This is a genomic window from Parapedobacter tibetensis (assembly GCF_024704835.1).
In the GTDB taxonomy this organism is placed as follows: Bacteria; Bacteroidota; Bacteroidia; order Sphingobacteriales; family Sphingobacteriaceae; genus Parapedobacter; species Parapedobacter tibetensis.
On record NZ_JAMXBE010000002.1, the window covers coordinates 478185 to 503792 of the forward strand.

Annotated in this window: 23 protein-coding genes; 11 read left to right on the forward strand and 12 right to left on the reverse strand. The window is 45.1% G+C overall.

Annotated elements, in window-relative coordinates; translation table 11 throughout:
* Positions 1–5: 5 nt before the first annotated feature.
* Positions 6–1025: an N-acetyl-gamma-glutamyl-phosphate reductase gene (argC, locus tag NF543_RS04620; protein ID WP_257666936.1), complete on the forward strand. Its 1020-nt coding sequence runs from the start codon at positions 6–8 to the stop codon at positions 1023–1025.
* A 16-nt stretch (positions 1026–1041) separates the two neighbouring features.
* Here argC and hemL read toward each other — a convergent pair whose 3' ends face one another.
* From hemL to hemA, 4 genes are all read right to left on the reverse strand, one after another.
* Complete coding sequence (hemL, locus tag NF543_RS04625) at positions 1042–2361, reverse strand: glutamate-1-semialdehyde 2,1-aminomutase (protein ID WP_257666937.1); 1320 nt, start codon at positions 2359–2361, stop codon at positions 1042–1044.
* A gap of 33 nt (positions 2362–2394) precedes the next feature.
* Positions 2395–3366, reverse strand: coding sequence for a porphobilinogen synthase (hemB, locus tag NF543_RS04630; RefSeq protein WP_257666938.1), 972 nt, complete (start codon positions 3364–3366; stop codon positions 2395–2397).
* Between the two features lie 72 nt (positions 3367–3438).
* Positions 3439–5025 (reverse strand): hydroxymethylbilane synthase, encoded by a 1587-nt coding sequence (gene hemC / locus NF543_RS04635; RefSeq protein ID WP_257666990.1) that lies wholly within the window; start codon positions 5023–5025, stop codon positions 3439–3441.
* A 194-nt stretch (positions 5026–5219) separates the two neighbouring features.
* Positions 5220–6461, reverse strand: a complete 1242-nt coding sequence (hemA, locus tag NF543_RS04640; protein WP_257666939.1) for a glutamyl-tRNA reductase — start codon at positions 6459–6461, stop codon at positions 5220–5222.
* Between the two features lie 409 nt (positions 6462–6870).
* Here hemA and NF543_RS04645 point away from each other — a divergent pair, with 409 nt between their 5' ends.
* The 3 genes from NF543_RS04645 (at position 6871) to NF543_RS04655 (ending at position 10305) form a co-directional block, all read left to right on the forward strand.
* The gene (locus NF543_RS04645; protein ID WP_257666940.1) at positions 6871–9333 is read left to right on the forward strand and encodes a TonB-dependent receptor; all 2463 of its coding nucleotides are present in this window, start codon (positions 6871–6873) and stop codon (positions 9331–9333) included.
* A 120-nt stretch (positions 9334–9453) separates the two neighbouring features.
* On the forward strand, positions 9454–9912 hold the full coding sequence (gene dtd / locus NF543_RS04650) for a D-aminoacyl-tRNA deacylase (RefSeq protein ID WP_257666941.1): 459 nt from the start codon (positions 9454–9456) through the stop codon (positions 9910–9912).
* Positions 9913–9978: 66 nt separating this feature from the next.
* Entirely contained in the window at positions 9979–10305 is a 327-nt protein-coding gene (locus NF543_RS04655) for a nucleotide pyrophosphohydrolase (protein WP_257666942.1), read from the forward strand.
* 15 nt (positions 10306–10320) lie between these two features.
* On the opposite strand, the gene NF543_RS04660 is transcribed toward NF543_RS04655, so the two are convergent.
* The 8 genes from NF543_RS04660 to miaB all read right to left on the reverse strand — a co-directional run bounded on the left by NF543_RS04660 (position 10321) and on the right by miaB (position 19831).
* Positions 10321–12567: an inorganic phosphate transporter gene (locus NF543_RS04660; protein ID WP_257666943.1), complete on the reverse strand. Its 2247-nt coding sequence runs from the start codon at positions 12565–12567 to the stop codon at positions 10321–10323.
* A 207-nt stretch (positions 12568–12774) separates the two neighbouring features.
* Positions 12775–14412: a chaperonin GroEL gene (gene groL / locus NF543_RS04665; RefSeq protein ID WP_257666944.1), complete on the reverse strand. Its 1638-nt coding sequence runs from the start codon at positions 14410–14412 to the stop codon at positions 12775–12777.
* Positions 14413–14525: 113 nt separating this feature from the next.
* On the reverse strand, positions 14526–14801 hold the full coding sequence (locus tag NF543_RS04670; protein WP_257666945.1) for a co-chaperone GroES: 276 nt from the start codon (positions 14799–14801) through the stop codon (positions 14526–14528).
* 251 nt (positions 14802–15052) lie between these two features.
* Positions 15053–15397: a preprotein translocase subunit SecG gene (gene secG, locus NF543_RS04675; RefSeq protein WP_257666946.1), complete on the reverse strand. Its 345-nt coding sequence runs from the start codon at positions 15395–15397 to the stop codon at positions 15053–15055.
* A gap of 13 nt (positions 15398–15410) precedes the next feature.
* Positions 15411–16568: a DUF8458 domain-containing protein gene (locus NF543_RS04680; RefSeq protein WP_257666947.1), complete on the reverse strand. Its 1158-nt coding sequence runs from the start codon at positions 16566–16568 to the stop codon at positions 15411–15413.
* A gap of 20 nt (positions 16569–16588) precedes the next feature.
* Positions 16589–17110, reverse strand: coding sequence for an LptE family protein (locus NF543_RS04685; protein WP_257666948.1), 522 nt, complete (start codon positions 17108–17110; stop codon positions 16589–16591).
* Positions 17111–17124: 14 nt separating this feature from the next.
* Positions 17125–18375, reverse strand: a complete 1251-nt coding sequence (locus tag NF543_RS04690; protein ID WP_257666949.1) for a sigma 54-interacting transcriptional regulator — start codon at positions 18373–18375, stop codon at positions 17125–17127.
* 25 nt (positions 18376–18400) lie between these two features.
* A complete protein-coding gene (miaB, locus tag NF543_RS04695; protein WP_257666950.1) occupies positions 18401–19831 on the reverse strand; it encodes a tRNA (N6-isopentenyl adenosine(37)-C2)-methylthiotransferase MiaB in 1431 nt (476 codons plus the stop codon).
* Between the two features lie 100 nt (positions 19832–19931).
* On the opposite strand from miaB, the gene mutY reads away from it, so the two are divergent.
* From mutY to NF543_RS04730, 7 genes are all read left to right on the forward strand, one after another.
* Positions 19932–20993, forward strand: coding sequence for an A/G-specific adenine glycosylase (mutY, locus tag NF543_RS04700; protein WP_257666951.1), 1062 nt, complete (start codon positions 19932–19934; stop codon positions 20991–20993).
* 6 nt (positions 20994–20999) lie between these two features.
* On the forward strand, positions 21000–21449 hold the full coding sequence (locus NF543_RS04705; RefSeq protein ID WP_257666952.1) for a single-stranded DNA-binding protein: 450 nt from the start codon (positions 21000–21002) through the stop codon (positions 21447–21449).
* A gap of 134 nt (positions 21450–21583) precedes the next feature.
* The gene (gene pheS, locus NF543_RS04710) at positions 21584–22621 is read left to right on the forward strand and encodes a phenylalanine--tRNA ligase subunit alpha (RefSeq protein ID WP_257666953.1); all 1038 of its coding nucleotides are present in this window, start codon (positions 21584–21586) and stop codon (positions 22619–22621) included.
* A gap of 24 nt (positions 22622–22645) precedes the next feature.
* Positions 22646–23035 carry a hypothetical protein gene (locus NF543_RS04715; RefSeq protein ID WP_257666954.1) on the forward strand — a complete coding sequence of 130 codons (390 nt, stop codon included), beginning with the start codon at positions 22646–22648 and terminating at the stop codon, positions 23033–23035.
* On the forward strand, positions 23035–23610 hold the full coding sequence (locus NF543_RS04720; protein ID WP_257666955.1) for a TetR/AcrR family transcriptional regulator: 576 nt from the start codon (positions 23035–23037) through the stop codon (positions 23608–23610). Before NF543_RS04715 ends, NF543_RS04720 begins: the two co-directional genes overlap by 1 nt.
* Positions 23611–23699: 89 nt before the next feature.
* Entirely contained in the window at positions 23700–25112 is a 1413-nt protein-coding gene (gene rlmD, locus NF543_RS04725) for a 23S rRNA (uracil(1939)-C(5))-methyltransferase RlmD (RefSeq protein ID WP_257666956.1), read from the forward strand.
* A gap of 7 nt (positions 25113–25119) precedes the next feature.
* Positions 25120–25515: a hypothetical protein gene (locus NF543_RS04730; protein ID WP_257666957.1), complete on the forward strand. Its 396-nt coding sequence runs from the start codon at positions 25120–25122 to the stop codon at positions 25513–25515.
* Positions 25516–25608: the final 93 nt, after the last annotated feature.

Consider the following 25608-nt stretch of genomic DNA (forward strand, 5'->3'; position numbering starts at 1 on the left):
AAAGCATGACAAAAATAAAGGCAGGCATTATCGGTTCAGCGGGTTATACGGGGGGCGAATTATTACGGATACTTATTCATCATCCGCAAGTTGAAATCGTGTTTGCCAATAGTGGCAGTAATGCCGGCAATAAGCTATCAGACGTACATACCGATTTATTGGGTGATACGGACCTAACGTTTACAGCTAGCATGTCTGATCATATTGATGTACTTTTTCTTTGTGTTGGCCATGGCGATGCGCGGAAGTTTTTGGACGCCAATGGTATAGCGCCCCATGTGAAAATTATCGATTTATCGCAGGACTATAGGCTAAAAGCAAATACCACTTACCAAAACAAGTCATTTGTATACGGCCTACCCGAATTGCAACGAGAAGCCATCCAGTCAGCACATTACATCGCTAACCCCGGCTGTTTCGCCACAGGAATCCAATTGGCACTATTGCCTTTGGCCGCCAAGGGGCTCCTTCCCAATGAAATCCACATCAATGCCACCACGGGCTCCACAGGAGCCGGACAGAAGCCATCGGCCACCTCGCACTTCAGTTGGCGCAGTAACAACTTGTCGGTTTATAAGGCGTTTGAACACCAGCATTTGCAGGAAATCAGTGAATCGCTAGATCAATTGCAACCGGGTTTCTTACCCGATAATGAAGGAACCCTACTGCAACGGGCCATGGAGCGCATCAACATCATTCCCCAACGGGGAAGTTTCCCGAGGGGTATTCTATCTACCATTTATATGGATAGTGACTTGAGTGAAGGTGAGGCATATGCACAGTACGAGGCATATTATGCATCACATCCTTTTACCCACATCAGCAAAGCGAATATCGATTTGAAGCAAGTGGTTAATACGAATAAATGCATTATCCATTTGGAAAAACATGGTAATAAACTGTTTATCAACAGCATCATCGACAACCTGCTCAAAGGGGCGAGCGGTCAAGCCGTTCAGAATATGAACCTGTTGTTTGGGGTGAAAGAAACTGCTGGGTTGAAGTTGAAAAGCGTAGGTTTTTAGTCAGACTCCCAGTTTTTTAACCAAACACTACTTCCAAGCTCTCAAAGATAGCCTGCTGGGCTTTTTCCAATTCGACTTTATTATGGGCGGCTGATATAAATCCGACCTCATAACCCGATGGGCCGAGGTAAACTCCACGGTTGAGTAGTTCGCGATGGAATACTTTGTAATAGTCCATGCTACTATGGTCGATATCACGCGCTGCCCTAATGTTTTCTTGGTTGGTAAACGCAAACCAAAAGATGGATCCAATGTGGAAGACCTTGAATGTGTAGTTTTTAGCCGCAACAAATTCTTGGATGGCCACTACAAATTCTTCTGCCTTTGTGTTGAGGTTTTTATAGAAGTTGTTGCTCCTGAGCTCAGTCAGCTGTGCTATCCCTGCTGCCATGGCCACCGGGTTGCCCGATAAGGTTCCAGCTTGATACACACCTCCATCCGGAGAGATATGGCCCATCAGTTCAGCGGACGCACCATAAGCCCCCACGGGCATGCCACCGCCGATGATTTTGCCATAGGTTATGATATCGGGCTGCACCCCATAATGAGCTGCGGCACCCTCAAACCCCATTCGAAAACCGGTAATTACTTCATCAAAGATCAGCAGCGCCTTATTTTGTTTTGTGATATCCCTCAAGAAATGGATATACGCTTCCTCTTGGATAAGCAATCCATTATTGGCAGGTACCCCTTCAATAATCACGGCGGCAATTTGCCGGTTGAATTGGGTAAAGGCTGTTTCTACGGCTTTCCGGTCATTGAGTGGAATAACAATAGTTTCATCGGCAAACGATTTGGGTACGCCGGCTGATGAGGTTTCACCAAAGGTGACCAGCCCCGACCCAGCTTTGACCAACAACGAATCTGAATGCCCGTGATAACAACCCTCGAATTTGATGATTTTATCGCGACCGGTATATCCCCTTGCCAGCCGGATGGCTGACATCACGGCTTCAGTGCCCGAGCTAACGAACCGGATTTTTTCGAGATACTTGTTATGTTCAAGGATGAGTTCGGCAAGTTCGTTTTCTAAAGCGGTGGGCGCGCCGAAACTTAATCCTCTTTCCAAGGTTTGGGTTACTTTTTCACGAATCTTAGCATGGTTGTGCCCCAATATCAGCGGTCCCCATGAACAACAGAAATCGATGAATTGGTTTCCATCGGCATCCCAGATAAAACAACCGTCGCCGCGCTCGATAAATAATGGGGTGCCATATACGGATTTGAATGCCCGCACAGGGGAGTTTACGCCTCCCGGGAAATACTGCTTCGCTTTTTTATATAACTCGGCTGATTTCTCACGGGAAATATCGCTTTTTTTGGATGTATTCAACATGTGTAATATAAATATGTCGGTATTCCGATTCAGTTAGAGCCACTTCTTGGCCAACACTTCCTTGGCATGGTAGGTGAGGATGACCGAGGCCCCTGCCCGTCGGATGCCCATGAGTACTTCCATCGTGGCGCGTTGCTCATCCAGCCAGCCGTTGCGTGCCGATGCTTTAATCATGGCATATTCACCACTTACATTATATGCCGCGATGGGCAGGTCAAAATTGTCCTTCAGTAGTTTAACCACATCCAAATACGGCAAAGCGGGTTTTACCATCAGGAAATCTGCCCCTTCCTGCGTATCCAATTCGGCCTCTATCAGCGCTTCCCGTTGATTTGTCGGGTTCATTTGGTAGGTCTTTTTATCCCCATGCTTCGGTGCCGAATTGAGCGCATCGCGGAATGGCCCATAGAATGCACTGGCATACTTGGCCGTGTATGACATCAGTGATATGTTCGTAAACCCGTTTTCATCCAATTTATTGCGGATATAACCGATTCGTCCGTCCATCATGTCTGAAGGTGCGATGATATCTGCACCTGCCTGCGCATGTGCCAAAGCCATCATGGCCAAGATCTCCAAAGTTTCATCATTAAGGATTTCGCCATTTTCCACGATACCATCGTGGCCGTCACTGCTATAGGGATCCATGGCTACGTCGGTTACCACACAGGCCTCTGGAAAACGGCTTTTTACTTCGCTAATGGTTCTCAAGTAAAGGCTGCCCTCCTTGGTGCTTTCTGAGGCATGTTTATCCTTTAGCGACTCTTCAATGTTGGGGAATAAATCAAACGCACGGAGCCCGAGATTCATGCAACTTTCCACTTCCCGTAACAGGTTGTCTATTGAATAGCGGTAGATCCCGGGCATGGAAGATACCGCTGTTTTAATGTTGCTACCTTCAACAATAAATATGGGGAAAATCAGGTTGGCGGCATTCAGATGGGTTTCCTGCACCATATCACGTATTACCGCGGATTTGCGGTTCCTTCTTGGTCTTTTCAACATACCTTCAATCATATTTTACGACACCGCAAATCCATATTCATTTGCTCAATCCATGTCATCCGTGTTCTATAATTAATAATCCAACCCAAAGACGGCTTCAGCCAATCCAATTTCATCCGGTGAATAAGGGAGAGTATAAGTAAGACCTAATTCCTCAATCTTCTGGCCCGTGGAGTGCCCAATGCAGATGATTTTTTGGCCAGGATCAACCAAGTTGTCCACAAAGTAAGCCTCTACATTAGTAGGGCTAGTGAAGATAAGCACATCTGCGTTGGATTTGGAGACATTGGTGTCAATACGGGTTTGGTAAACAGGCAGATTGATTATTTTTGTATCTCCAGTAAGTGATTTCTGGATGGTTTCCAGTGAATCTTTCGCTCTGGGAATCAAAACCGTTGTCCCAGATGCTATCTTTGCAAATTCAGCAGCGATTTTTTCCATATTGATGCCTAGCCTTTCGCCGGAGAAATCTGGGGCATGGTCATGTTGTCTTAGCATTTCTTCGGATCCCCTGCCGATTACGGCAAATTTTGTCCGTTTGCTGAGACGAGGTTCAAGTTTAAAGAAATTTTCAATACCATTCTTGCTGCCGAAAAATATCCAATCAACATATTTTAGAATATATGGGTCTAATTTATTGATTATCGAGTATATTCGAATTAGTGAGCGCCCTTCCACGGCGATACCATGTTTCGCCATAGCCCTGTGAAAGTAGCTGCTTTCCGATACATCACGTGTGATGAAGACGTGTGTAGGCAGTTTCCTGTCCTTATCATATTTGCTTACAATTTTCTCAACCAAACCATCTGTATGGTCGGCTGAAACGTATAAACGGTCAGGGAACTGCTCATCGGTATCCGCCTTGGATGTCCACACTTCATACTTGCCGTCTTGCTTGCGGCAATAACAACCCAACGGAGCGTGACATCCACCATCGAAAAGCTGGAGGACTTTGCGTTCGATGGCGAGGGTATCGGCCACATCGGCATCGTTTATTGTTTGGAGAACGGTATACAGCTCTTGGTCATTATCTCTGATTTGAACAGCCAGCACCCCTTGGGCAGGAGCCGGAATAATTTCCACTGGGGGCAATTCCTCCACATGGAAATCGCTTAAATCTGCGCCTATCCGTGTGATCCCCGCTTTGGCCAACATGATGGCATCATAGTTTTCGTCACGGAGCTTTTCAATACGAGTCATCACATTGCCTCGTAGGTCGTCAAACTCAAGATCGGGGCGTATAGCTAGCAATTGGGCTTTTCGGCGGTTAGACGAAGTTCCTACAACAGCGTTGTGCTTAAGTGAAAGCCTTTTTTTTAAATCCACACAGTCTTTGTGAATAATCAGTAGCTCAGAAGCATCTTCACGAGTAGTCACCGCTGCGATGGTCAGGCCTGGCGGATTAGCTGTAGGAAGGTCTTTGTGGGAATGGACAGCCAGGTCAACCGTCCCATTCAACAGCTCCTCTTCCAATTCCTTGGTGAAAAACCCTTTCCCTTCCAGTTTGTCCAACCTCAGGTGTTGCACGATGTCACCTTGGGTCTTGATAATTTTAAGTTCAGCTTCAATGCCGATACCGGCCAATTTGCTTTTGATGTAATTGGCCTGCCATAGGGCCAATTCACTGCCACGCGTACCGATAACAAGCGTTCGGTCCACTTTATGTGTGCTTTTTGCGACAGTTTTAGTCAAAGGTTCCTCTATTAGCATGAGCAAATTTAACGAATAAAAGTATTACCCGAACGGATATGTTAAAGAATTGTACGGTATAGAAGGATATTTATATGATTTTCCGATTGGAAAACCGCTATTAATTAGTGCCCGCCTATATACTCAACGACGCTGAAAAGACACTAATTAATGTCGGATTGGTTAGTTCTGACTAGTATATCCTTTGCCATGACCATCGGCACCTTAATGTATTTTTTCTCCATATAGTCAATCACCTTTTCAAGTACTTCCCTCGAATTAGCATCCAATGCACCTACCTCGGTAGCAAAAACCTCATTGAGTGCAAACGACCGTATTTCCTTCACTTTTTCTGGTACCTCACGCATAGCCAATTCCACGCGGCGCTGTTTGAGTAAGGGCAGGAATTCACCGATATTGTCCGAGATGATTTGTTCGGCATGGGCCAGCTCGTCATAGCGCTCCTGGAGGTTTTTGGATGCTATCGCTTGTAAGCTGTATACTTCAATATAGTGTATGGGATAATTTTTGGGAACATCCGGATGGATGTCGTTTGGTATAGCCAAATCCACAAGGATCTTTTTGTCGGTTTCCCCATTGAGGAGCGATTGATAGCACTCACTGTCAACAATGGGTTCAGACGCCCCCGTGCAGGAAATCAAGATGTCAAACCCTCCCTTATATTGGTTTAGTTCACTAAGTGAATAAGCCTTGGCATTCAACTCAGCTCCTAATACCTGCGCTTTTTCCAATGTGCGATTGAATACTACAAAATTGGAAAAACGATGTTTTTGTAGATATTTGGCTATATTCTTGTTAGTTTCCCCCGCCCCGATGATAAGGATGCGCGGATTATCGTGCAACTTGATTTCTCGCAATTTTCTATAAGCCAATGAAACCACGGAAACCGGATTTCGGGATATACGTGTGTGTGTATACACCTCTTTGGCCGTTTTGACGAGGCGGTCCATCACTAATCGCAGAAAATCACCGGTAAATCCGCTTTTACGGCAGCGCTCATAGGCCTTGCGTACTTGGGCTAGGATTTCCTTTTCACCTACTACTAGGCTTTCCAACGAGCAAGACATGCGCAACAGGTGGTTGAGCGCATCCATGCCTTCGTAAGTGGTTACCTGCCCAAGAAAACATTCCAAGCGTTCACTAGGAACACAGAAGTTGAGCTTATGCATGAATTCCTTGATGAAACCCGGTGTCAGTTCATGAGCACCGTAAAAAACAAATTCTACGCGGTTGCAGGTGCCGATATAAAAAATTTCGGGAATGTCAAAACTGTGTTTGAGGTTGATTAGTCGGCTTTCCACCTCTTCGTTGCAAATCACAAGATTGCCCAAATCTTTCAAATCCACATGCTTGTGTGTGAATGCTATGACTTTGAGATTTTTCAAGATTTTTCTATGCTCACTTAATTTCTGGTAACAAAAGTACGACATATCGCCCCAGTGCTGTGTCAGAAACGTGTCAAACGAAAATATTTAGAATGGTTATAAATTATGTTAATTTTAGGTGAATATCATGTGTAGTCAATACTTGTGGGGAAACCCATAACCGCCCTCATCGCTGGCTCATTTCATTATACTTCATGATTTGGCTGGATGTAAAAAAACCGTTATCTTTGTGTTATCATTTAGGGGTGCCTTGTTTGGATAACAAACACAAATAAAGGCTGAGATTATACCCATTGGCACCTTGGTGCCAAGCACCTGATCCGGGTAATGCCGGCGTAGGGAGTAAGGTTGTTAACTAGTAGGTCATTGCCAACCCCTTGCAATGACGGTTTAACTCAAAACAATAACAATGATCAAAAGGCTATTGACAGTAACTATACTGTCGTTCTTCGTAGGTATGGCAATGGCTCAACATTCCCTGACTATTCATGTGACGGACGCAGATAGAAATGAGCCGCTTTTGGGAGCTTCCGTACGATTATCAGGTACGCTTTATCGTGGACAGACCAACGCGTCGGGTGTGGTGGTCCTACGCAATGTCAGGGCGGGGACCTATGATATACAAGTAAGTTATATCGGCTATGAGCCGCAGACGCAGCAAGCCGCTGTGACGGAGAATCAAGATGTACGTTTCGCATTATCACGTGCTACCGTACTCGCAGACGAGGTGGTGGTGAGAGCCACCCGGGCCGGCGAAAATATGGCGACCACTTACAAAAACATGAGTGAGGAAGACATCGCCAAGAACAACCTTGGTCAGGACCTCCCTTACTTGCTTGACCAAACGCCGGGCGTGGTCATTTCTTCGGACGCCGGAGCAGGCATCGGATACACCAGTATGCGCATCCGGGGGAGTGATGGACAGCGTACGAATGTCACCATCAACGGCATACCGCTCAATGATGCGGAAAGTCTAGGTTCTTTTTTCGTCAACCTACCTGATTTCGCTTCTTCTGTTGACAATATACAGATACAGCGAGGAGTAGGGACTTCCACCAATGGTGCTGGCGCCTTTGGTGCCAGCCTCAATATCCAAACCAATACGCTCAATAAAGATGCTTATGCTGAATTGGACAATTCCTACGGCTCCTATAACTCTTGGAAAAACACCGTGCGTCTGGGAACTGGGTTGATTGACGGCAAATTCAGCTTTGACGGGCGCTTATCGCGTATCAAAAGCGATGGCTATATAGACCGGGCTATGTCTGACATGCAATCCTTTTTCTTGTCTGGAGCTTGGCATGGCAAGAATAGCTTACTCCGTGCCAATGTGTTCGGCGGCAAGGAAAAAACCTACCAGGCTTGGTATGGTACGCCCGAATCACGGCTTATTGGCGATGTAGATGGCATGCATGCATATGCAGATGAGGAGTTGACCAACTACGAGCGTGAAAACCTGCTGCGTTCAGACCGGAGGTATAATAAATACCTGTATGATAATGAAACAGATAATTATCAGCAAACGCATTACCAACTGTTGTTTTCCTCGGCCTTGACTGACCAATTGACATTGAATACGGCATTGCATTATACGCGTGGAAAGGGTTATTATGAGCAATTCCGCGATGATGACGCCTATGTGGATTATGGGCTATTGCCGGTCGTGATAAATGGTAGTACCATAAACCAATTGGATTTGGTGCGTCAGCGATGGCTGGATAATCATTTTTATGGTGGAACATATTCCTTGGCATATAAGGATAGTAAAGGATTGGAAATTACATGGGGAGGAGCCTATAACCAATATGAAGGTGGGCATTACGGTGACATCGTATGGTCTCAATATCCTTTGTTTACGGATGACGCCCTCCCTGTTGATGGAGACGGGTCTTTCAAAACTTCATATCGGTATTATAACGGAGATGCTACTAAAAAGGACTTCAATACGTATTTGAAGGCTTCTTACCAACTGAACAAATTGTTCCTATTTGCAGATGTGCAATACCGGCATATCAATTATGCGATCGCCGGAATAGATAACGACCTGCGTGATCTTACGCAAGATGCTTCGTTTGATTTTTTCAATCCGAAAGTAGGGCTTACTTATCAGCTGTCGGCGGCAAGTAATGTATACGCCTCGTATGCGCTGGCCAATAAGGAACCCGTGCGCAGTGATTTCACCGATTGGCCTATTGGTCAAACGCCCAAGGCCGAACAATTGCATGACATCGAGGTGGGTTACCGTATCAGGTCGCAACAGTTCAATATAGGTGTAAACGGTTATGCCATGCTGTACAAAAACCAGCTGGTGCCTACCGGTCAACTTAATGATGTGGGTAGCACCTTGAGGAGAAATGTGGACGATAGCTACCGCATCGGACTGGAGTTTGATGGTCGATGGGCTCCCACACGTTGGTTTTCATGGGGTGCCACGCTGGCTTATAGCCAAAATAAGATTAAGAACTTCACCGAGGTCGTAGGCGATGTGGAGAATTTCTACGAGACGACAGTTATCTCATTTTCACCAAATTGGGTCGCTTCAAGCGAGTTGGCTTTCAAGCCCTGGAAACCGGTTGAATTGGCTTTGCTTAGTAAATATGTATCCAGGCAGTATCTAGACAACACGGGTAATAAAGATCGTAGTATCGATGGCTTTTTTGTAAATAATATCCGAGTGGCTTATAATACTTCCTTATGGAAATTGAAAAATCTAGGACTGACATTATTAGTCAACAACATATTCAATGAAAAATACGCATCAAGTGGATACACTTGGGGTTATTATTTGTCAGAAGCGGACAGAGTTGATTATAATTTCTATTATCCCCAAGCCACTGCCAACTTCCTACTGGGATTGAATTTAAAATTCTAATTGGATAAATTAAACTTCATCGGTTGCGCCCCAGTGCCATTGAATGCAAACAAAGACCATGGGAAACCTATGAGGTTTCCCATATAGTCATTATCTTGGCCTCGATTCGTATAAAGTAATATGAGAGCAGTCATACAGCGTGTATCCGAAGCATCCTGTACCGTAGCTGGGGTGGTCACAGGACAAATCACCAACGGTTTCGTTGTGTTACTTGGTATTGAGGAGACTGATGGTAACAAAGACCTGCAATGGCTAGCCCAGAAAATCATCAATTTACGTGTATTTGGTGATGAAAATGGACTGATGAACAAGTCTATCAACGATGTCCATGGTCATATCTTATTGATTTCCCAGTTCACGCTGTTTGCGCAAACAAAAAAGGGCAATCGTCCATCCTTTATCCGTGCCGCCAAACCAGCTCAAGCGATTCCGTTATATGAAACAATGGCCGCTGAACTTTCAGCCCTTTTGGGCAAGGAAGTTGCCACTGGAATATTCGGTGCAGACATGAAGATCTCACTGGTGAATGATGGCCCGGTTACGATCATGATGGATACCAAGGATAAGGAAAACCATTGATTTGCTAGATGCAGGTTGGGTAAAAAGAATGATAAAACGCTTGAATTGAAAATTAAAACTTAAAACATGACGATCAAAGAAGCCCAAGAACTAGTAGACACGTGGATAAACACCACGGGCATACGTTATTTCAATGAGCTGACCAACACAGCTATCCTGATGGAGGAAGTGGGAGAAGTGGCCCGTATTATGGCTCGTAAATATGGCGAACAATCCTTTAAGAAGTCAGATGAAGCGGTAAACCTTGCGGATGAAATGGCCGATGTTTTGTTTGTACTGATATGCTTGGCCAACCAGACGGGAATCAATCTGACGGAAGCCATGGAAAACAACCTGACGAAGAAAAGCATACGGGATGCAGACCGTCATAAAAATAACGATAAGCTGATATAATGATATCCAGCCAACTCAGTTTTCAAACCGCCCATATATCTTGCATAATCGGAATAGCACCGCTTGTATGTCTCTACTTTGCAGAAACATACTAGTTTGCAAGAGTGCTTGCTTGCTGCCAGTATTTTTGTTGCGGATGATATCTAATTGTGTTCCGAAATGCATGTTGATAAATGTGCGCACCTCATTTCTTCTCTCACGCAACTTTGCAATATCGGGTCCTTGGTTGTCTTTAAGCTCTTCAATCACAAGGTCAAATAAATCGCCCATTTTTCCATTAAGTTCCTCCAGTACGGCAATAAAAGCATCGTCCAATGGCTCGTGTAGATTTTCCAGGTATTGGAGGCTTTCTTCGCTGAGGAACTTGGCCGATTGGATTAGGTCTTGCAACAAATCTGCTCCATGCACGATTACTTCTGCAGATTTTTTATCATGGCCATATAACTCACGGATGGCACGCAGGCTTTTCCGCTTGAGTTTATAGCTGTACTGAACGAGCTCTTCCAGTTCCTTATCCACCGTCTTGAGCATAGCTGACCGATTGGTACGGATACCATTGAGTATGGTGTTATAATGTTGTGCTAAATCAATGATTAGCGATACCAACAGGTTTTTGTTTCTCACATACACATCGATGTCAGCCCCTTCAAGCATGCTAAACCGACTTTTTTCCTTTTGCGCATATTTTTCCCTTTTGGTAAATTTGACATGAGACAATACAATGTAAGAAAGGATAATTCCTATTAATACACAAGTGCCTATTACCCCTCCTTTATAAATAATCAAAGCAAATATGGCGGCCACGGAAAAAGCGATGAGGGCTGTGATAAACCATCCGCCAATGACACTCAATACCCCGGTGACTCGATAAACTGCTGATTCCCTTCCCCATGCTTTATCGGCCAATGATGTGCCCATGGCTACCATAAATGTCACATAAGTGGTAGAGAGGGGCAATTTCTTGGATGTGGCCCAAGCAATGAGGATACTAGCCACAACCAAATTGGTGGCGGCGCGCAGCAAATCAAAGGCTGGCGACATGCCATCCACTTGCGTGGCTTGGCGTAGTTTTTCCTTTTCGAAGCTTAGGTTATAATTGCGCATTACATTTTTGGGAATGAAAGCCGTTATTACATTTCCCAACAGGAATGCTGATTTAACCACACTTCGGGAAACTGCATTTGGCCTAAATTGCTCATCGCTGCCTTCACCATCGTCCTGCCTGCCTAGGTTGATCTCCGTTTCGGTGACCTTGCGGGCCTTGGCGCTGAGCCAGAGGGTGCCCGCCATTACTATGCCGGCTATCAACAACATATAATTGGGTACAACCACATCGTTGCTTGCGAGAAAAACTTGATAATGCTCATTTGCGGCCACTCCGCTGGCCGCCCAATTTTGATAAGCCAGCAATCCGGAGATGGGTACCCCGATGAAATTGACCAAATCATTGCCGGCAAAGGCCATGGCTAGCGAAAACGTGCCTGCAAGTACCACTATTTTCAAGGGATTGATTTTGAAATAACGCTGCAAAAATAGGCACAAAAGTGTGAAACCGATGAAAATCCCGCCCAACAAGGGCAGGGTATTATCCAACAACCGCTCTACCCAAGGCCCTTGCAACAGTGTAGTGCCTTTCAATCCCTTAATGAGTAGGAAATAGATGATTGCTGTAATGCCTATTCCCGAGAATATGGAGCCAAGTTTGGCAAGTCTACGTTCGTACTGGAAACTAAATGCCAAGCGGCAGAGATATTGTATCAACGCTCCTGCCGTGAACGCGATTAATATGGAAAGGAAGATGCCAGAAATAATGGATACGGTACTGCTGAAATTGATGTAACTCATCGCCTCTCCTATTGATGCTTGCTTTTCTGCTGAAAAAAGCAAACCAGTCATCAAGGCAGCACCCAACAATTCAAATATAATGGATACGGTAGTGGATGTGGGCAGCCCCATGGTATTGAAAACGTCAAGCAGAACGATATCGGTAAGCATGACAGCCAGAAAAATCCATATCACTTTATCAAATGTAAAATATTCAGGATGGAATATTCCCCGACGAGCTATTTCCATGATGCCGCTGGAAAAAAATGCGCCAACTAGGATGCCCGCTGACGCAATAATGATAATCGTCTTGTATGAAGCTACCCTGCTTCCTATGGCAGAATTAAGGAAATTAACTGCATCGTTGCTTACCCCTACGATAAGATCTACGATAGCCAATACCAACAATACCACCAACAAGATAAATAAGAAATCCATAACCTATTTAATTTTGGCGTCAAGGTGCAATATTCCCATGTTTTATGTGTTATTGTAATATTAAATTTATGTAAAGTACAAATTAAGTTTAAAAGGTGGATAAAGTTTAGGCAAATCACATCTTTGTTAGGAAGAGATGAAAAAAAGAGCCCGCTGTCTGTTGGCGGGCTCTAATAGTTATTGAAAAGAATGTTTTAGGAGGGGGTATTACATCATACCGCCCATGCCTCCACCCATAGGGGGAGCGCCTGCACCAGCTTTCTCTTCTTCCGGTTCGTCTGCTAGCACCACCTCGGTGGTCAGTAGCATAGCAGCGATAGAAGCGGCATTTTCCAATGCAATACGTGTGACCTTCGTGGGATCAATTACCCCAGCGCCAATCAAGTTTTCGTATACATCGGTGCGGGCATTATATCCGTAGTCGGCTTTGCCTTCCTTCACTTTCTGTACCACTACAGCACCTTCGATGCCGGAGTTATTGCAGATTTGGCGCAAAGGCTCTTCGATGGCTCGTTTTATGATTTCAATGCCAATGTTTTCGTCCTCGTTGGCACCTTTTAGGTCCTTCAAAACTTCTCCAGCACGTATGAAGGCTACACCGCCTCCGGCTACGATACCTTCTTCTACTGCAGCGCGGGTAGCATGCAAAGCATCGTCTACACGATCCTTTTTCTCTTTCATTTCCACTTCAGTGGCAGCACCTACATATAATACGGCTACACCACCAGCTAACTTAGCTAAACGCTCTTGCAATTTCTCGCGGTCGTAGTCTGAAGTAGTGGTTTCGATTTGTGCTTTGATTTGGTTAACACGGCCTTTGATGTCATCCACATTACCTGAACCATTGATGATGGTGGTATTATCTTTATCGATAACAACCTTCTCAGCTTGACCGAGGTATGAAAGCTCAGCGTTTTCGAGTTTGTAACCCCTTTCTTCAGAGATAACGGTACCACCAGTGAGGATTGCGATATCTTCTAACATCGCTTTACGGCGGTCGCCGAATCCAGGAGCTTTCACAGCAGCCACTTTCAGTGAGCCGCGGATCTTGTTTACGACCAGTGTAGCCAATGCTTCACCGTCAAGGTCCTCAGCGATGATAAGCAACGGTTTGCCGGTTTGTACTTGTTTTTCGAGGATGGGAAGCAATTCCTTCATGTTGCTGATTTTCTTGTCGTAAATCAGAATGTAAGGGTTTTCCAAATCTGCTTCCATCTTGTCCGTATTGGTTACGAAGTAAGGCGACAGGTAACCGCGGTCGAATTGCATCCCTTCTACGGTCTTCACCTCAGTTTCGGTACCCTTGGCTTCCTCTACGGTGATTACGCCATCCTTGCCTACTTTTTCCATGGCTTCAGCGATCAGCGCACCGATCAAGTCATCATTATTGGCAGAGATGCTGGCCACTTGCTTGATTTTGCTGTTGTCTTCACCAACGGTTTGCGATTGCGTCTTCAAGCTGCCTACCACGGCGGCAACAGCTTTATCGATGCCACGCTTCAAATCCATTGGGTTGGCTCCAGCAGCCACGCTTTTCAAACCTGGAGCGATAATGGCTTGAGCCAATACCGTAGCCGTAGTAGTGCCATCACCAGCTTGGTCAGCTGTTTTGGAAGCCACTTCTTTAACCATTTGTGCACCCATGTTTTCCAAGGCGTCTTTCAATTCAATTTCCTTAGCTACCGTGACACCGTCTTTGGTGATGGAAGGAGAACCAAATTTCTTCTCAATGATTACATTACGGCCACGTGGGCCCAACGTTACCTTTACTGCATTTGCCAACGTATCTACACCCTTCTTGAGTGCATCACGTGCTTCTACATTATACTTAACTTGTTTTGCCATTTTTTGAATAAGATTTGAGACGTGAGATATATGATTTGAGATGTGAAAATTAAAATTTACAGCAGCTCCATATGGTCATATGCTCACATCGTTTTTACGTTAAAATTATTGGTCTACAGTATTGCGTAGATGTCGGATTCTTTCATAATCAAGTACTCTTTCCCTTCATAAGTGATTTCAGTGCCGGAATACTTGCCATATAACACTTCGTCTCCTACTTTTACTGTTAATGGCTCATCAGTTTTTCCTGCGCCAACAGCTACTACGGTTCCACGTTGTGGTTTTTCCTTGGCAGTATCCGGAATATAGATGCCGGATGCGGTCTTTTCCTCTGCAGGGGCGGCTTCTACCACCACTCTGTCTCCGATAGGTTTAATACTTAATGCCATAATTTGATACTATTAATTATTTGTTATTACTAATATGTTTATGTTCCAGTTTTATATCCTTCATCAACTATGCCAAGCCATCGATTTACCCCTTATCCTTGCCATTTTTTCACGTTAACATGGCGGCGAAAGGGATTGGTTCAGTCGGCAGCGTGTCAGGATGTCAGTTTGAGCCTGTCGAACCAACGACAAAAAAGCTTCATCTGCCATTAAGCGGATGAAGCCTTATCATGGGTGTCATGATTTCGTTGTTACTGTGTAGTATCGGTATCTGTTTCCAAGATAGCTTCAGGAACCTCCGTAGCCGGAAGCGGTGTTGAGGTGGGTGCCGATGGGTTAATCTGATCCATCAACTCATTACCTCCTGAACCTGAAGAAGGTCCTGAAACATTCATGATTAAAGAAAATACGATAATCGAGATTATCAGCCCCCAAGTACCTTTCTCCAAGATGTCTCCTGTACGCTTCACGCCCATCAAATTAGTACCTCCGGCAAATCCGGAAGCCAACCCTCCTCCTTTCGGATTTTGGATTAAGATGAGGAAAGATAACAGAATACTGGCCAAAATAATCAATATGATCAATAACGTTTGCATCTTTTATATTTTGTTAAGTTAATTTGTTCTCTAATTCAGCAATTTGAGCGGCAAAGTAAGCACTTTTTTCGGGATATTTCAAACTTAATTTTTTATAGATGGCTATTGCTTTTGGATATAACCCTTGTTCAACATATATTTTTGCCAATGTCTCAGAGACGAGTGTTGATTGGTCCTCAGCGCTTTTCCGTGCCTTGTTTTCCAAATCTATTTTGTCCGCTGGAGGAGGTTTGATTTGGGGATCCTCGCGGATAAAACGTTCAATTACGGGGTCTATCTTTTTAGGCACCTTGAAAGATATGGTTTTTAGCTGGTGGTCGGCGCTCAGTTTTTCCTCTGGAGCCTGCAAATGGAATATGGTTTCCCTGATCTGCTGATCCAATACCCGCTCTTCACCAAGTTTGAGATTCCGACTGGGGGCGTATGATGCGTTATTATTAAGTGGCGCATACGGTTGGTAGGTATGTGCGTGGTCCATCCGGGTTTTATTGAGCCACCAAAGGAAACTATATGGCATATGGTTGTCATTGTAAAGGCTCACCTTCTCATGTGGAGTGGCTTGCGACAAAGGCACCATTTCTTGGCGTGTATCATCCTGTTCCGTCTCCGAATCTGTTTCTTTCAGTTCTTCATATGCCAGGTAATCCATAGCGATAGGATGTTCAGGTATCCATCCATCATCCAATCCATCAGCTTGTTCGTTTCCTTCATTGTCATCGACCACATCCCCTTGATGTATTTCGAATTCATCCAAATCAGGCACCACGGTTTCTATTTCAGGAGCGGTGGAGGTTTCATCGGTCTGGTATGCTGTTTCCTGCGCTTCCATTGTCATCAAGATCTCATCCGCCGCCTGCGCCTCTGCATCATCAATGTCGAAAGAAAAATCAGGGACAGAAGAAGGAGGAGGGGCAATGCGATCTGCGGAATCGTCGGCTTCATCGTCGGCAGCTATATACCCATAAAGCCAGTCGGGAAAACCGGTATACAGCAATGCGATTCCGGCATCATTTTCTTCACTATTTGTCTGAAACTGCTTCCGCGCTTGCAGGTACCGCAATGGTTGTGAATAGGGATACCGATCGATCAATAGCGCAATGGTTGCCTCTTCACTTTCCGAAGGATTGGATAATATAGAGTTATAAGTTTCTTTATCGTCTGTATGTTTCACGTCGATCCATTTTATCGGGGTTACCAATTCGCGAAGGCCCTGTTGTAAATGTCTTCGGTCAGCATCTCGTTTATATCCCTGATGAGCGATTCTTCCTGCGCCTGTATGGAGGAGCTGGCAGAGGAGAAATCTTTGAACCGTGTAAATGGCTCCTCAAAACTGTCTTCGGGTTTGATGCTGTTCGTGTATTTGACACTGATAGTAATCGAAAGCCTATTGAGCGCGGCACGGTCTGTGCCTGCCTCCACCGCTGCGGGCGCGATACTGTATCCCGTAATTCGCCCTTCGAATATGGCATCGCCATTGTTACTTACTTGGCTGAGGCTCGACTGGTTACGTATCCGGTCTTTGAGTGCCTCCGTGAAGCTCTGGCTCAGTGTAGGGTAGACAATCGGAGCCGTGTTTTCGAAAAACTCCACGGTCACGGTTTTCATATCCTCGGGAATGGAGCCCCCAGTGAAGCCATATTTTACACCACAACCTTGGATAAGCGAGGTTGCCAATAGAATCCACACACAATGAAACGCTTGCTTAATTATCATAGCCTATAACCTTATCAATTGAGGTTCAAATCTTTTATCTTTCTATACAATGTCCTTTCGGATATGCCCAATTCGTGCGCTGCAGATTTACGTTTGCCCTTGTGTTTTTTTAAGGCTTTTTTAATCAAATCCGATTCCTTTTCCACCAATGAAAGCGATTCTTCCTCCACTTCTTCAGCCTCTTGTGTGTGGAGGTGGAAATCTTCTTTTCGATTGGCCTGTGGTTGGTGAATGGTCAAGGTGGACGATGCGCCCAGCTGTTCTTGGTTGGGAGGATTATCTACTTCCCGATATAATTTATTGATATACGGCGAGTTTTCCTCAAAAGTCGATGAATTAGCTCCGTTTTGGATAATCTCGACTACCAATTTTTTTAACTCGACCATATCTTTTTTCATATCGAATAGCACCTTGTACAGCAAATCCCGCTCGGAAAAATCTTCCTTGCTGCCGGAAGCGACATGCACAGGCAAGTTGCTTCTATTGTCAAGCGGCAAATAATTTTGGAGTATCTTCGCATCAATCACTCGTTCTTTTTCCAACACGGCAATTTGTTCGGCAATGTTCTTCAGTTGCCTCACATTACCAGGCCAAGCATAGTTGGCGAGCAGTTGCTGCGCATCTTCGGTTAGTTGCACATTGGGGCTACGGTATTTATCGGTAAAATCGGCCACGAATTTGCGAAAAAGCAGGTGGATGTCTTCCTTGCGGTTGCGTAAGGATGGGATACGCAAGGGTACAGTATTGAGTCGGTAATAGAGGTCTTCCCTGAACCTGCCTTTTTGCACGGCTTCATAAATATCAACATTAGTGGCCGCCACTACCCGTACATTGGTTTTTTGCACTTTCGAGGAGCCCACACGGATATATTCGCCAGACTCCAATATGCGCAATAAACGAGCTTGCGTGCTCAAGGGCAATTCACCCACCTCATCCAAGAAGATGGTGCCTCCATCAACCACCTCAAAATATCCCTTTCGTGCTTCATGTGCACCGGTGAAGGAGCCTTTTTCATGTCCGAAAAGCTCGGAATCTATCGTTCCTTCCGGAATGGCCCCACAGTTTACCGCAATGAAGGGGCCATGTTTGCGTGTGCTGAGCTGATGGATAATGTGTGAATACACTTCCTTACCGCTTCCACTTTCACCAGTAATCAGCACAGAAATATCGGTGGGCGCCACTTGTTGCGCGATATCGATAGCCCGATTGAGCAATGGCGAGTTACCAATGATGCCAAATCTATTTTTTATATCTTGAATGTCCATTTTTTTTCAACGCTATACGCAATTATTAATCTACAATCCGTCCAATCAACGTTGCCGATGTGCACCGATCTGCATAAACCTTTACGTAATCGCCCACATGATAGCGCTCATCCACGGGGAAAACCACCATGGCGTTTTGGTCATTCCGGCCGCAGTAATCTTTATCCGAACGCTTAGATAACCCCTCGATGAGCACGCTATGCGTTTTACCTACATAGGTCTGCAAGCGTTCAAGGCTATGTTCGCGTTGCTTATTCACCACTTCCGTCAGGCGTCTTTTTTTCACTTCTTCTGGCACATCATCGGCATAGCGTTTTGCTGCCAACGTGCCCGGTCTTTCGGAATAGGCAAACATATATGCATAATCATACTTCACATAATCCATCATCGAAAGCGTGTCTTGATGTTCCTCCTCAGTTTCGCTACAGAAACCGGTGATGACATCGGTAGAAATCCCACAATTGGGGATAATCCTGCGGATGGCATCCACGCGTTCCTTATACCACTCGCGGTCATACGTTCGGTTCATGAGGTTCAGCACCCTGGAATTGCCAGACTGTATAGGCAGGTGGATGTATTTGCAAATGTTTTCGTACTTCCCCATCGTGTGCAACACCTCATCGGTGATATCTTTTGGATGCGATGTGGAAAAGCGAACACGTAGCAGTGGATTCACTTGAGCCACCAATTCCAGCAGGTTGGCAAAGTTGACTGCCGGTTCCTCACCATCAGCAGTGGGAGCGGCATATTTATAGGAGTCTACGTTTTGCCCCAAGAGCGTCACTTCTCGATATCCCGCATGGAAGAGGTCCTGGGCTTCCTTCACGATGGATTGTGGGTCGCGGCTACGTTCTCGGCCCCGGGTGAATGGCACCACACAAAACGAACACATGTTGTCGCAACCCCGCATAATGGAGATGAATGCCGTCACCCCATTCGAGTTGAGGCGTACAGGGCTAATATCTGCATAAGTCTCTTCGCGCGAAAGCAATACATTCACCGCACGCGAGCCTTCGTCTACCTTTTCGATGAGGTTGGGTAGGTCACGGTAGGCATCAGGCCCCACCACCACGTCAACCAACTTTTCCTCCTCAAGGAATTTAGATTTCAGCCGTTCAGCCATGCAACCTAGCACACCCACCACCATACCTGGGTTTTTGGCTTTCGCCGATTCAAATTCCTTCAACCGATTGCGTACACGCTGCTCGGCATTTTCTCGGATGGAACAGGTGTTGATGAAGATGACATCAGCCTCCTTATAATCTCGCGTGGTCTCAAAACCACTGTCGAGCAGGATGGATGCGACGATCTCACTGTCAGAAAAATTCATCTGGCAGCCATAACTTTCGATATACAGCTTGCGCCCATTGTGTTTTTTTGGGTCTTTTTCCAAAAGCAATGCCTCGCCTTGCCGCGATTCGTCGTGTTGTTTTGCGCTTGTCGGTATCTCAAACATCGTTGTTGATTAAAGCTTACAAAGCTAACAATAATATTTTGAATGGATGACAGTTTGGCAGATTATGAGCAGTGTGAAAAAAAATTATGATGTTTGCCCTATGGCATTTTCCAAAGACATCAAAGTATGGTACCTCCAGCATAAGCGCGACCTCCCTTGGCGGCATACCCAAGACCCCTATGTCATTTGGCTTTCCGAGGTTATCCTGCAGCAAACACGCGTGGAGCAAGGGATGCCTTATTTCCATCGGTTTTTATCGCATTATCCTGATGTGGCTGCTTTTGCGCAAGCTTCGGAAGACGAAATACTGCTGCATTGGCAAGGGTTGGGCTATTATTCCAGGGCCCGCAATATGCATAAGGCAGCCAAAGCAGTAATGACCGAGTACGGTGGTAGTTTCCCCACGCGATATGACGATCTTATCAAACTCCAAGGGATAGGCGATTACACCGCCGCCGCCATTGCTTCCTTTTCTACCGATGAAGCAAAAGCCGTAGTAGACGGCAATGTGTTCCGGGTATTGGCTCGTTATTTTGGAATTGACGAACCTATCAATTCGTCCAAAGGAAAAAAACTTTTCCTTGGATTGGCCTATGACCTACTCGATGAAACGCATCCCGGTATTTACAACCAAGCGATCATGGAATTTGGAGCCATACAATGCAAACCCAAAAATCCCGATTGCGCTAACTGTGTGCTCCGGTTGGACTGCCGTGCCTTGCAAGAAGGGCGTGTAAACCAGTTACCCATCAAAGTAAAGGGCAAAGCAAGCCGCAACCGTTATTTTAACTATTTTGTGGTCTTAGAAGGCGATCGGTTGTTGATGAGCAAGCGGGATAAAGGTGATATTTGGGAAAACTTGTATGAACTACCACTGATCGAAACCCCTTATCAGATGGAAGTGTTTGAATTAGCCGACCAAAAAGAAGTCATCACCTGCTTTGGGGCAAACGCCGATTTGCAGTTGATGGCAGGGCCAATAAAGCATGTGTTGAGCCATCAAAACCTTTTTGCACAGTTCATTTCTGTGAATACTGGGCAAGCCTCCATCAGAAAAAAAATAAACTGGGATTATGTTTTTATAAAAGATTTGAATACATTAGCTAAACCTAAGCTAATTTATTCTTTTTTAAAGAATTTTATGGTTGAATATTATACCTAAATTATTATGTCAGGCATCAACAAAGTTATTTTAGTAGGGCACTTGGGTAAGGATCCAGAGATTCGCCATTTGGAAGGGAATGTTACGGTTGCGAGTTTTCCGTTGGCCACATCAGAAATGTACAACAAGGATGGTCGCAAGGTGGAGCAGACCGAATGGCATAATATCGTGATGTGGCGGGGATTGGCTGAAGTGGCGGCAAAGTATCTTTTCAAAGGCAAGTTGGTGTATATTGAAGGCAAACTGAGAACACGTACATACGAGGATAAAGAAGGGATTAGGCGCTATACCACGGAGGTGGTAGCTGAAAACTTCACTTTACTAGGGCGTAGAAGTGATTTTGAACCTACAAGTGGCCCGAATGCCACGAGTGAGCAATCAGCGAAAAAAGCGGAAGAGGGCAGTGTCGACGTAGATTTTAAAGAAAATGAAGGGGAAGAAGATTCGTTGTTTTAAGATTAAAAGTTGGTAAGTCAATAAGACTGGAAGTCGGTAAGTGTGAAGCAAGAGCCAAAAATGCAGCAATCTGTCGTGCACCCTGAGCCGACTGCCGGTAGCTAGTTTTATTTTTTTGCTGTATCTTTGGCGTCATGTTGCAAGAGAAGATACAACAATACACCGAAGAGATAGCGCGGTTCACCCCCCAATCCAGTGAGGATGTAGAGGCTTTCCGGTTGAAATTTCTGGTGACCAAAGGTGTGGTACGGACTTTATTCGATGAATTCAAATCGGTATCGCCTGATTTAAAGCGGGAACTTGGGAAAACGTTAAACGAATTCAAACAAGCCGCGGAGAATAAATATAAAACGTCACAGGAGCAATTTGCTTCGGCATCGCAAGCTTCCAAACGCGAAGCAGAAGACCTCACCTTACCTGGAGAAGGGTTTGTATTCGGATCGCGTCACCCACTATCGTTGGTAAGGAAGGAAATTGTTGAAATATTCAAGAAATTGGGTTTTACAGTTGCCGAAGGGCCAGAAATCGAAGACGATTGGCATAATTTCACGGCACTTAATTTCCCTCCTGAACACCCTGCCCGGGACATGCAGGACACCTTTTTTATCAAGAAGCAGGATGGCAATGACATTGCATTACGTACACATACATCATCCGTGCAGGTACGGATGATGGAAAATGGCACCCCTCCTTTTCGAGCCATTATGCCGGGGAGGGTGTATCGCAATGAGGCGATATCCGCACGTGCTCATTGCTTTTTCCACCAAGTGGAAGGGCTATATGTAGATGAAGGAGTTTCCTTTGCAGACCTGAAGCAGACGTTATACCACTTTGTGCAAGAGTTGTTTGGCGAAGACACGAACGTACGTTTCCGTCCTTCATATTTCCCATTCACTGAACCATCGGCTGAGATGGATATCAGTTGTACAATATGCAAAGGTAACGGATGCGCGATGTGTAAAGGCTCTGGTTGGGTAGAGATATTGGGCTGCGGTATGGTAGACCCCAATGTGCTCGAAAACTGTGGTATCGACAGTGGTAAGTACAGTGGCTTCGCATTCGGGATGGGAATAGAACGTATCACGAACCTTAAATATGAAATCAAAGACCTGCGCCTATTTTCCGAAAACGATGTACGCTTTCTTGGCCAGTTTGAAACGGAACTTATTTAGATGACTAAAATTAGTTGGTATATAATGTTCCCAGCAATTTTATTGCTGCATGGGGCTTGTAAAAAAGGAGGGTGTAATGTGGTGCAGGATGTGCCGGTAATGGAACAGGTATCCATGGTTCAGTACTCTCAACTTTATACGCCAGGAGGGTATGCTGTAACCGAAAGGGGAGGAGTGGCCGGTTTGATCGTTGTCAATACGGGGCAAGGATACATTGCTTATGACCGATGCAGCACTGTGGTCCCTGAAAAGCGGTGCGCGGTTGAAGTGGAAGATGGCGGCATCGTAGCCAAAGATCCCTGTTCAGGCGCTCGATATTTACTGGTAAATGGATCTCCAGCCGAAATAGCCGAATGCCCACTTAAACCCTATCGGGCACATCGGAATGGCGAAACCATAATCGTATCAAATTAATGGAAGCCGACAAAATAAAAGAAACCATCAAAAAGGCTGCCCGGGAGCTTTTTAGACGCTATGGCTACAAAAAAACCAGTGTCAATGAGATTGCCCGCAAAGCCAAGATTGCCAAAGCCACGATTTATAAATATTTCGACAGCAAGGAATTGGTGTTGCATGCCATCCTAATGGATTATATTCGTGAAAGCGTGGAGGATTTATTGGAGAAATACAACAACCAGGCAGACCTTGAAACTTATCTGAGTAATACCATCCTACGGGTAAGCCGACTTACCTACACCATCTGCAATGAATTTTTAGGTTGGGATTTTATCCGCGAATCCGCCAACACACAAGAATATCTGCGAACCTTATCGGACGATTTAGAATTCTTGCTCATCAGCTCTTTTATCAACAATACCGAAATAGGGAAATCCGTGGCACCCGAAAAGCTGACATTCCTCATCAAAGCCAGTAAAAATATTGTATTCTCCTTCGCATTTACTTCCGTGAGCGAAGCTGACGTACGAAAAAACTTTGTTTCCTTCCAAAAGGAAATACTGCCTTATTTGGTGAAGGCCACTGTTGATTAAGGCAATGGAGTTTATCTCCCTCCCCGCGTAAATCTGCAGTATCCGCGTTTAATGGACATAACCTAGAAAAACTGTACCTTTGCAACCATATGAGCAGACGAAGGATTCCTCCTGAAAAAAGATTGATGTACGATGTTTCGATTACCGATATCGCCGAAGAAGGCAAAGGTGTGGGTAAAGCGGACGACCTTGTCCTTTTCGTAGATAAGGCTATTCCGGGGGATGTGGTGGACGTGGAGTTAATACGGAAGAAAAAGAATTTTGCCGAGGCAAAAGTATCGTTGCTCAAAAAAGCCTCAACATATCGGGTAGATCCCTTTTGCCATCATTTCGGGACATGTGGTGGATGTAAATGGCAGCACATGGATTATACCGCGCAATTGACCTACAAGCAAAAAAGCGTTGACAATGCACTCGCTCGCTTGGGCAAAATAGATACATCGCCCATGGAGGCGATACTTCCGGCACCCCAAACACAATACTATCGCAATAAACTTGAATACACATTTTCCAACAAGCGATGGCTTACCTATATTGAGGACGGACAGGCTGCTCCCGAGCTGAACGCCTTGGGTTTCCATGTGCCTTCCCGATTTGATAAGATATTGGATATCCAACATTGCCACTTACAGCAATCACCATCAAATGATATTCGCAACAAGCTACGTGACTTTGCACTTGAGCAGCGGATTTCCTTTTATGACCTACGACAGCATGAAGGGGAACTGCGTAACCTCATCATCCGTACAGCATCTACCGGCGAATTGATGGTCATCGTGGTGTTTGCTTATGCCGATGAAGCGACCGTGGAAAGAACAATGGCATTTCTCCAGAATACGTTCCCACAGATTACTTCATTGTTGTACATCCTTAACCAAAAGAAAAACGACACGATATTTGACCAGGATATTCATGTTTTTGCGGGTCGTGATTATATCTTTGAAGAAATGGAGGGGCTGCGGTTTAAGGTGGGAGCCAAGTCATTCTACCAGACCAATTCAGTGCAAGCATACGAACTCTATAAAATAACCCGTGACTTTGCTGCATTTGAAGGCCATGAGCGGGTGTATGATTTATATACCGGCGCAGGAACTATTGCCAATTTCATCGCTCGGCACGTACAGGAGGTCATCGGAGTGGAATATGTTCCCTCTGCCATAGAAGATGCCAAGATTAATTCAGCGCTAAACGGAGTTGGCAATACCAAATTCTATGCAGGGGATATGAAAGATATATTAACAGCTCATTTTGTTGAGGAGCATGGCAAACCCGATGTGATCATTACTGATCCTCCGCGGGCTGGTATGCATGCTGATGTGGTGACGCGGTTATTGGAGATAGAAGCACCCAAAATTGTGTATGTAAGCTGCAATGCTGCTACACAAGCGAGAGACCTGGCATTGCTCAATGAAAAATACGAGGTTCGGCGCATTCGACCCATAGACATGTTCCCACACACCCAGCATGTCGAGAATGTGGTCTTATTGGTCTTAAAAAGATAATAAGTATATGGAATTACAAGATTTGCTTTCTGCCCAAGCTGACGACGACGGACAACCCAATAAAAAGAGTCCACTAAAAAGTCTCAAGGTTGATTTGGATTTTTACAGTGAATCTATTAGGGAGATTGCTGTAGAAATCATGGCCGAAGGCCTCTCGGCCTATCCAATTTTCATTGCTCATCAACATAAAGTAGAGGTGGGCGAATTGATTTTGGATAAGGAAGAATTGGGTACGGCTTGGTCTGTCCATGCATCCACCTTGGAAGAATTTGTGGAGCGGGGTATTATCAAAGAAGACCGGAAGGCACGTTTCATCAAGCACTATAAAAAGCCGGAGGATTTTATGTGTGTGTTTGTCGTTGTGCCCGAAGGGGCCAACTTTGTGTTTTATCCCTATCATTGATGCCGTTGGGCTTGGCGTCAACCGGCATGCAAGATCATAGAACCACGAAGATACAGTGTTAAAAAAAGTTAAACAAGAAACATCCAATTAACG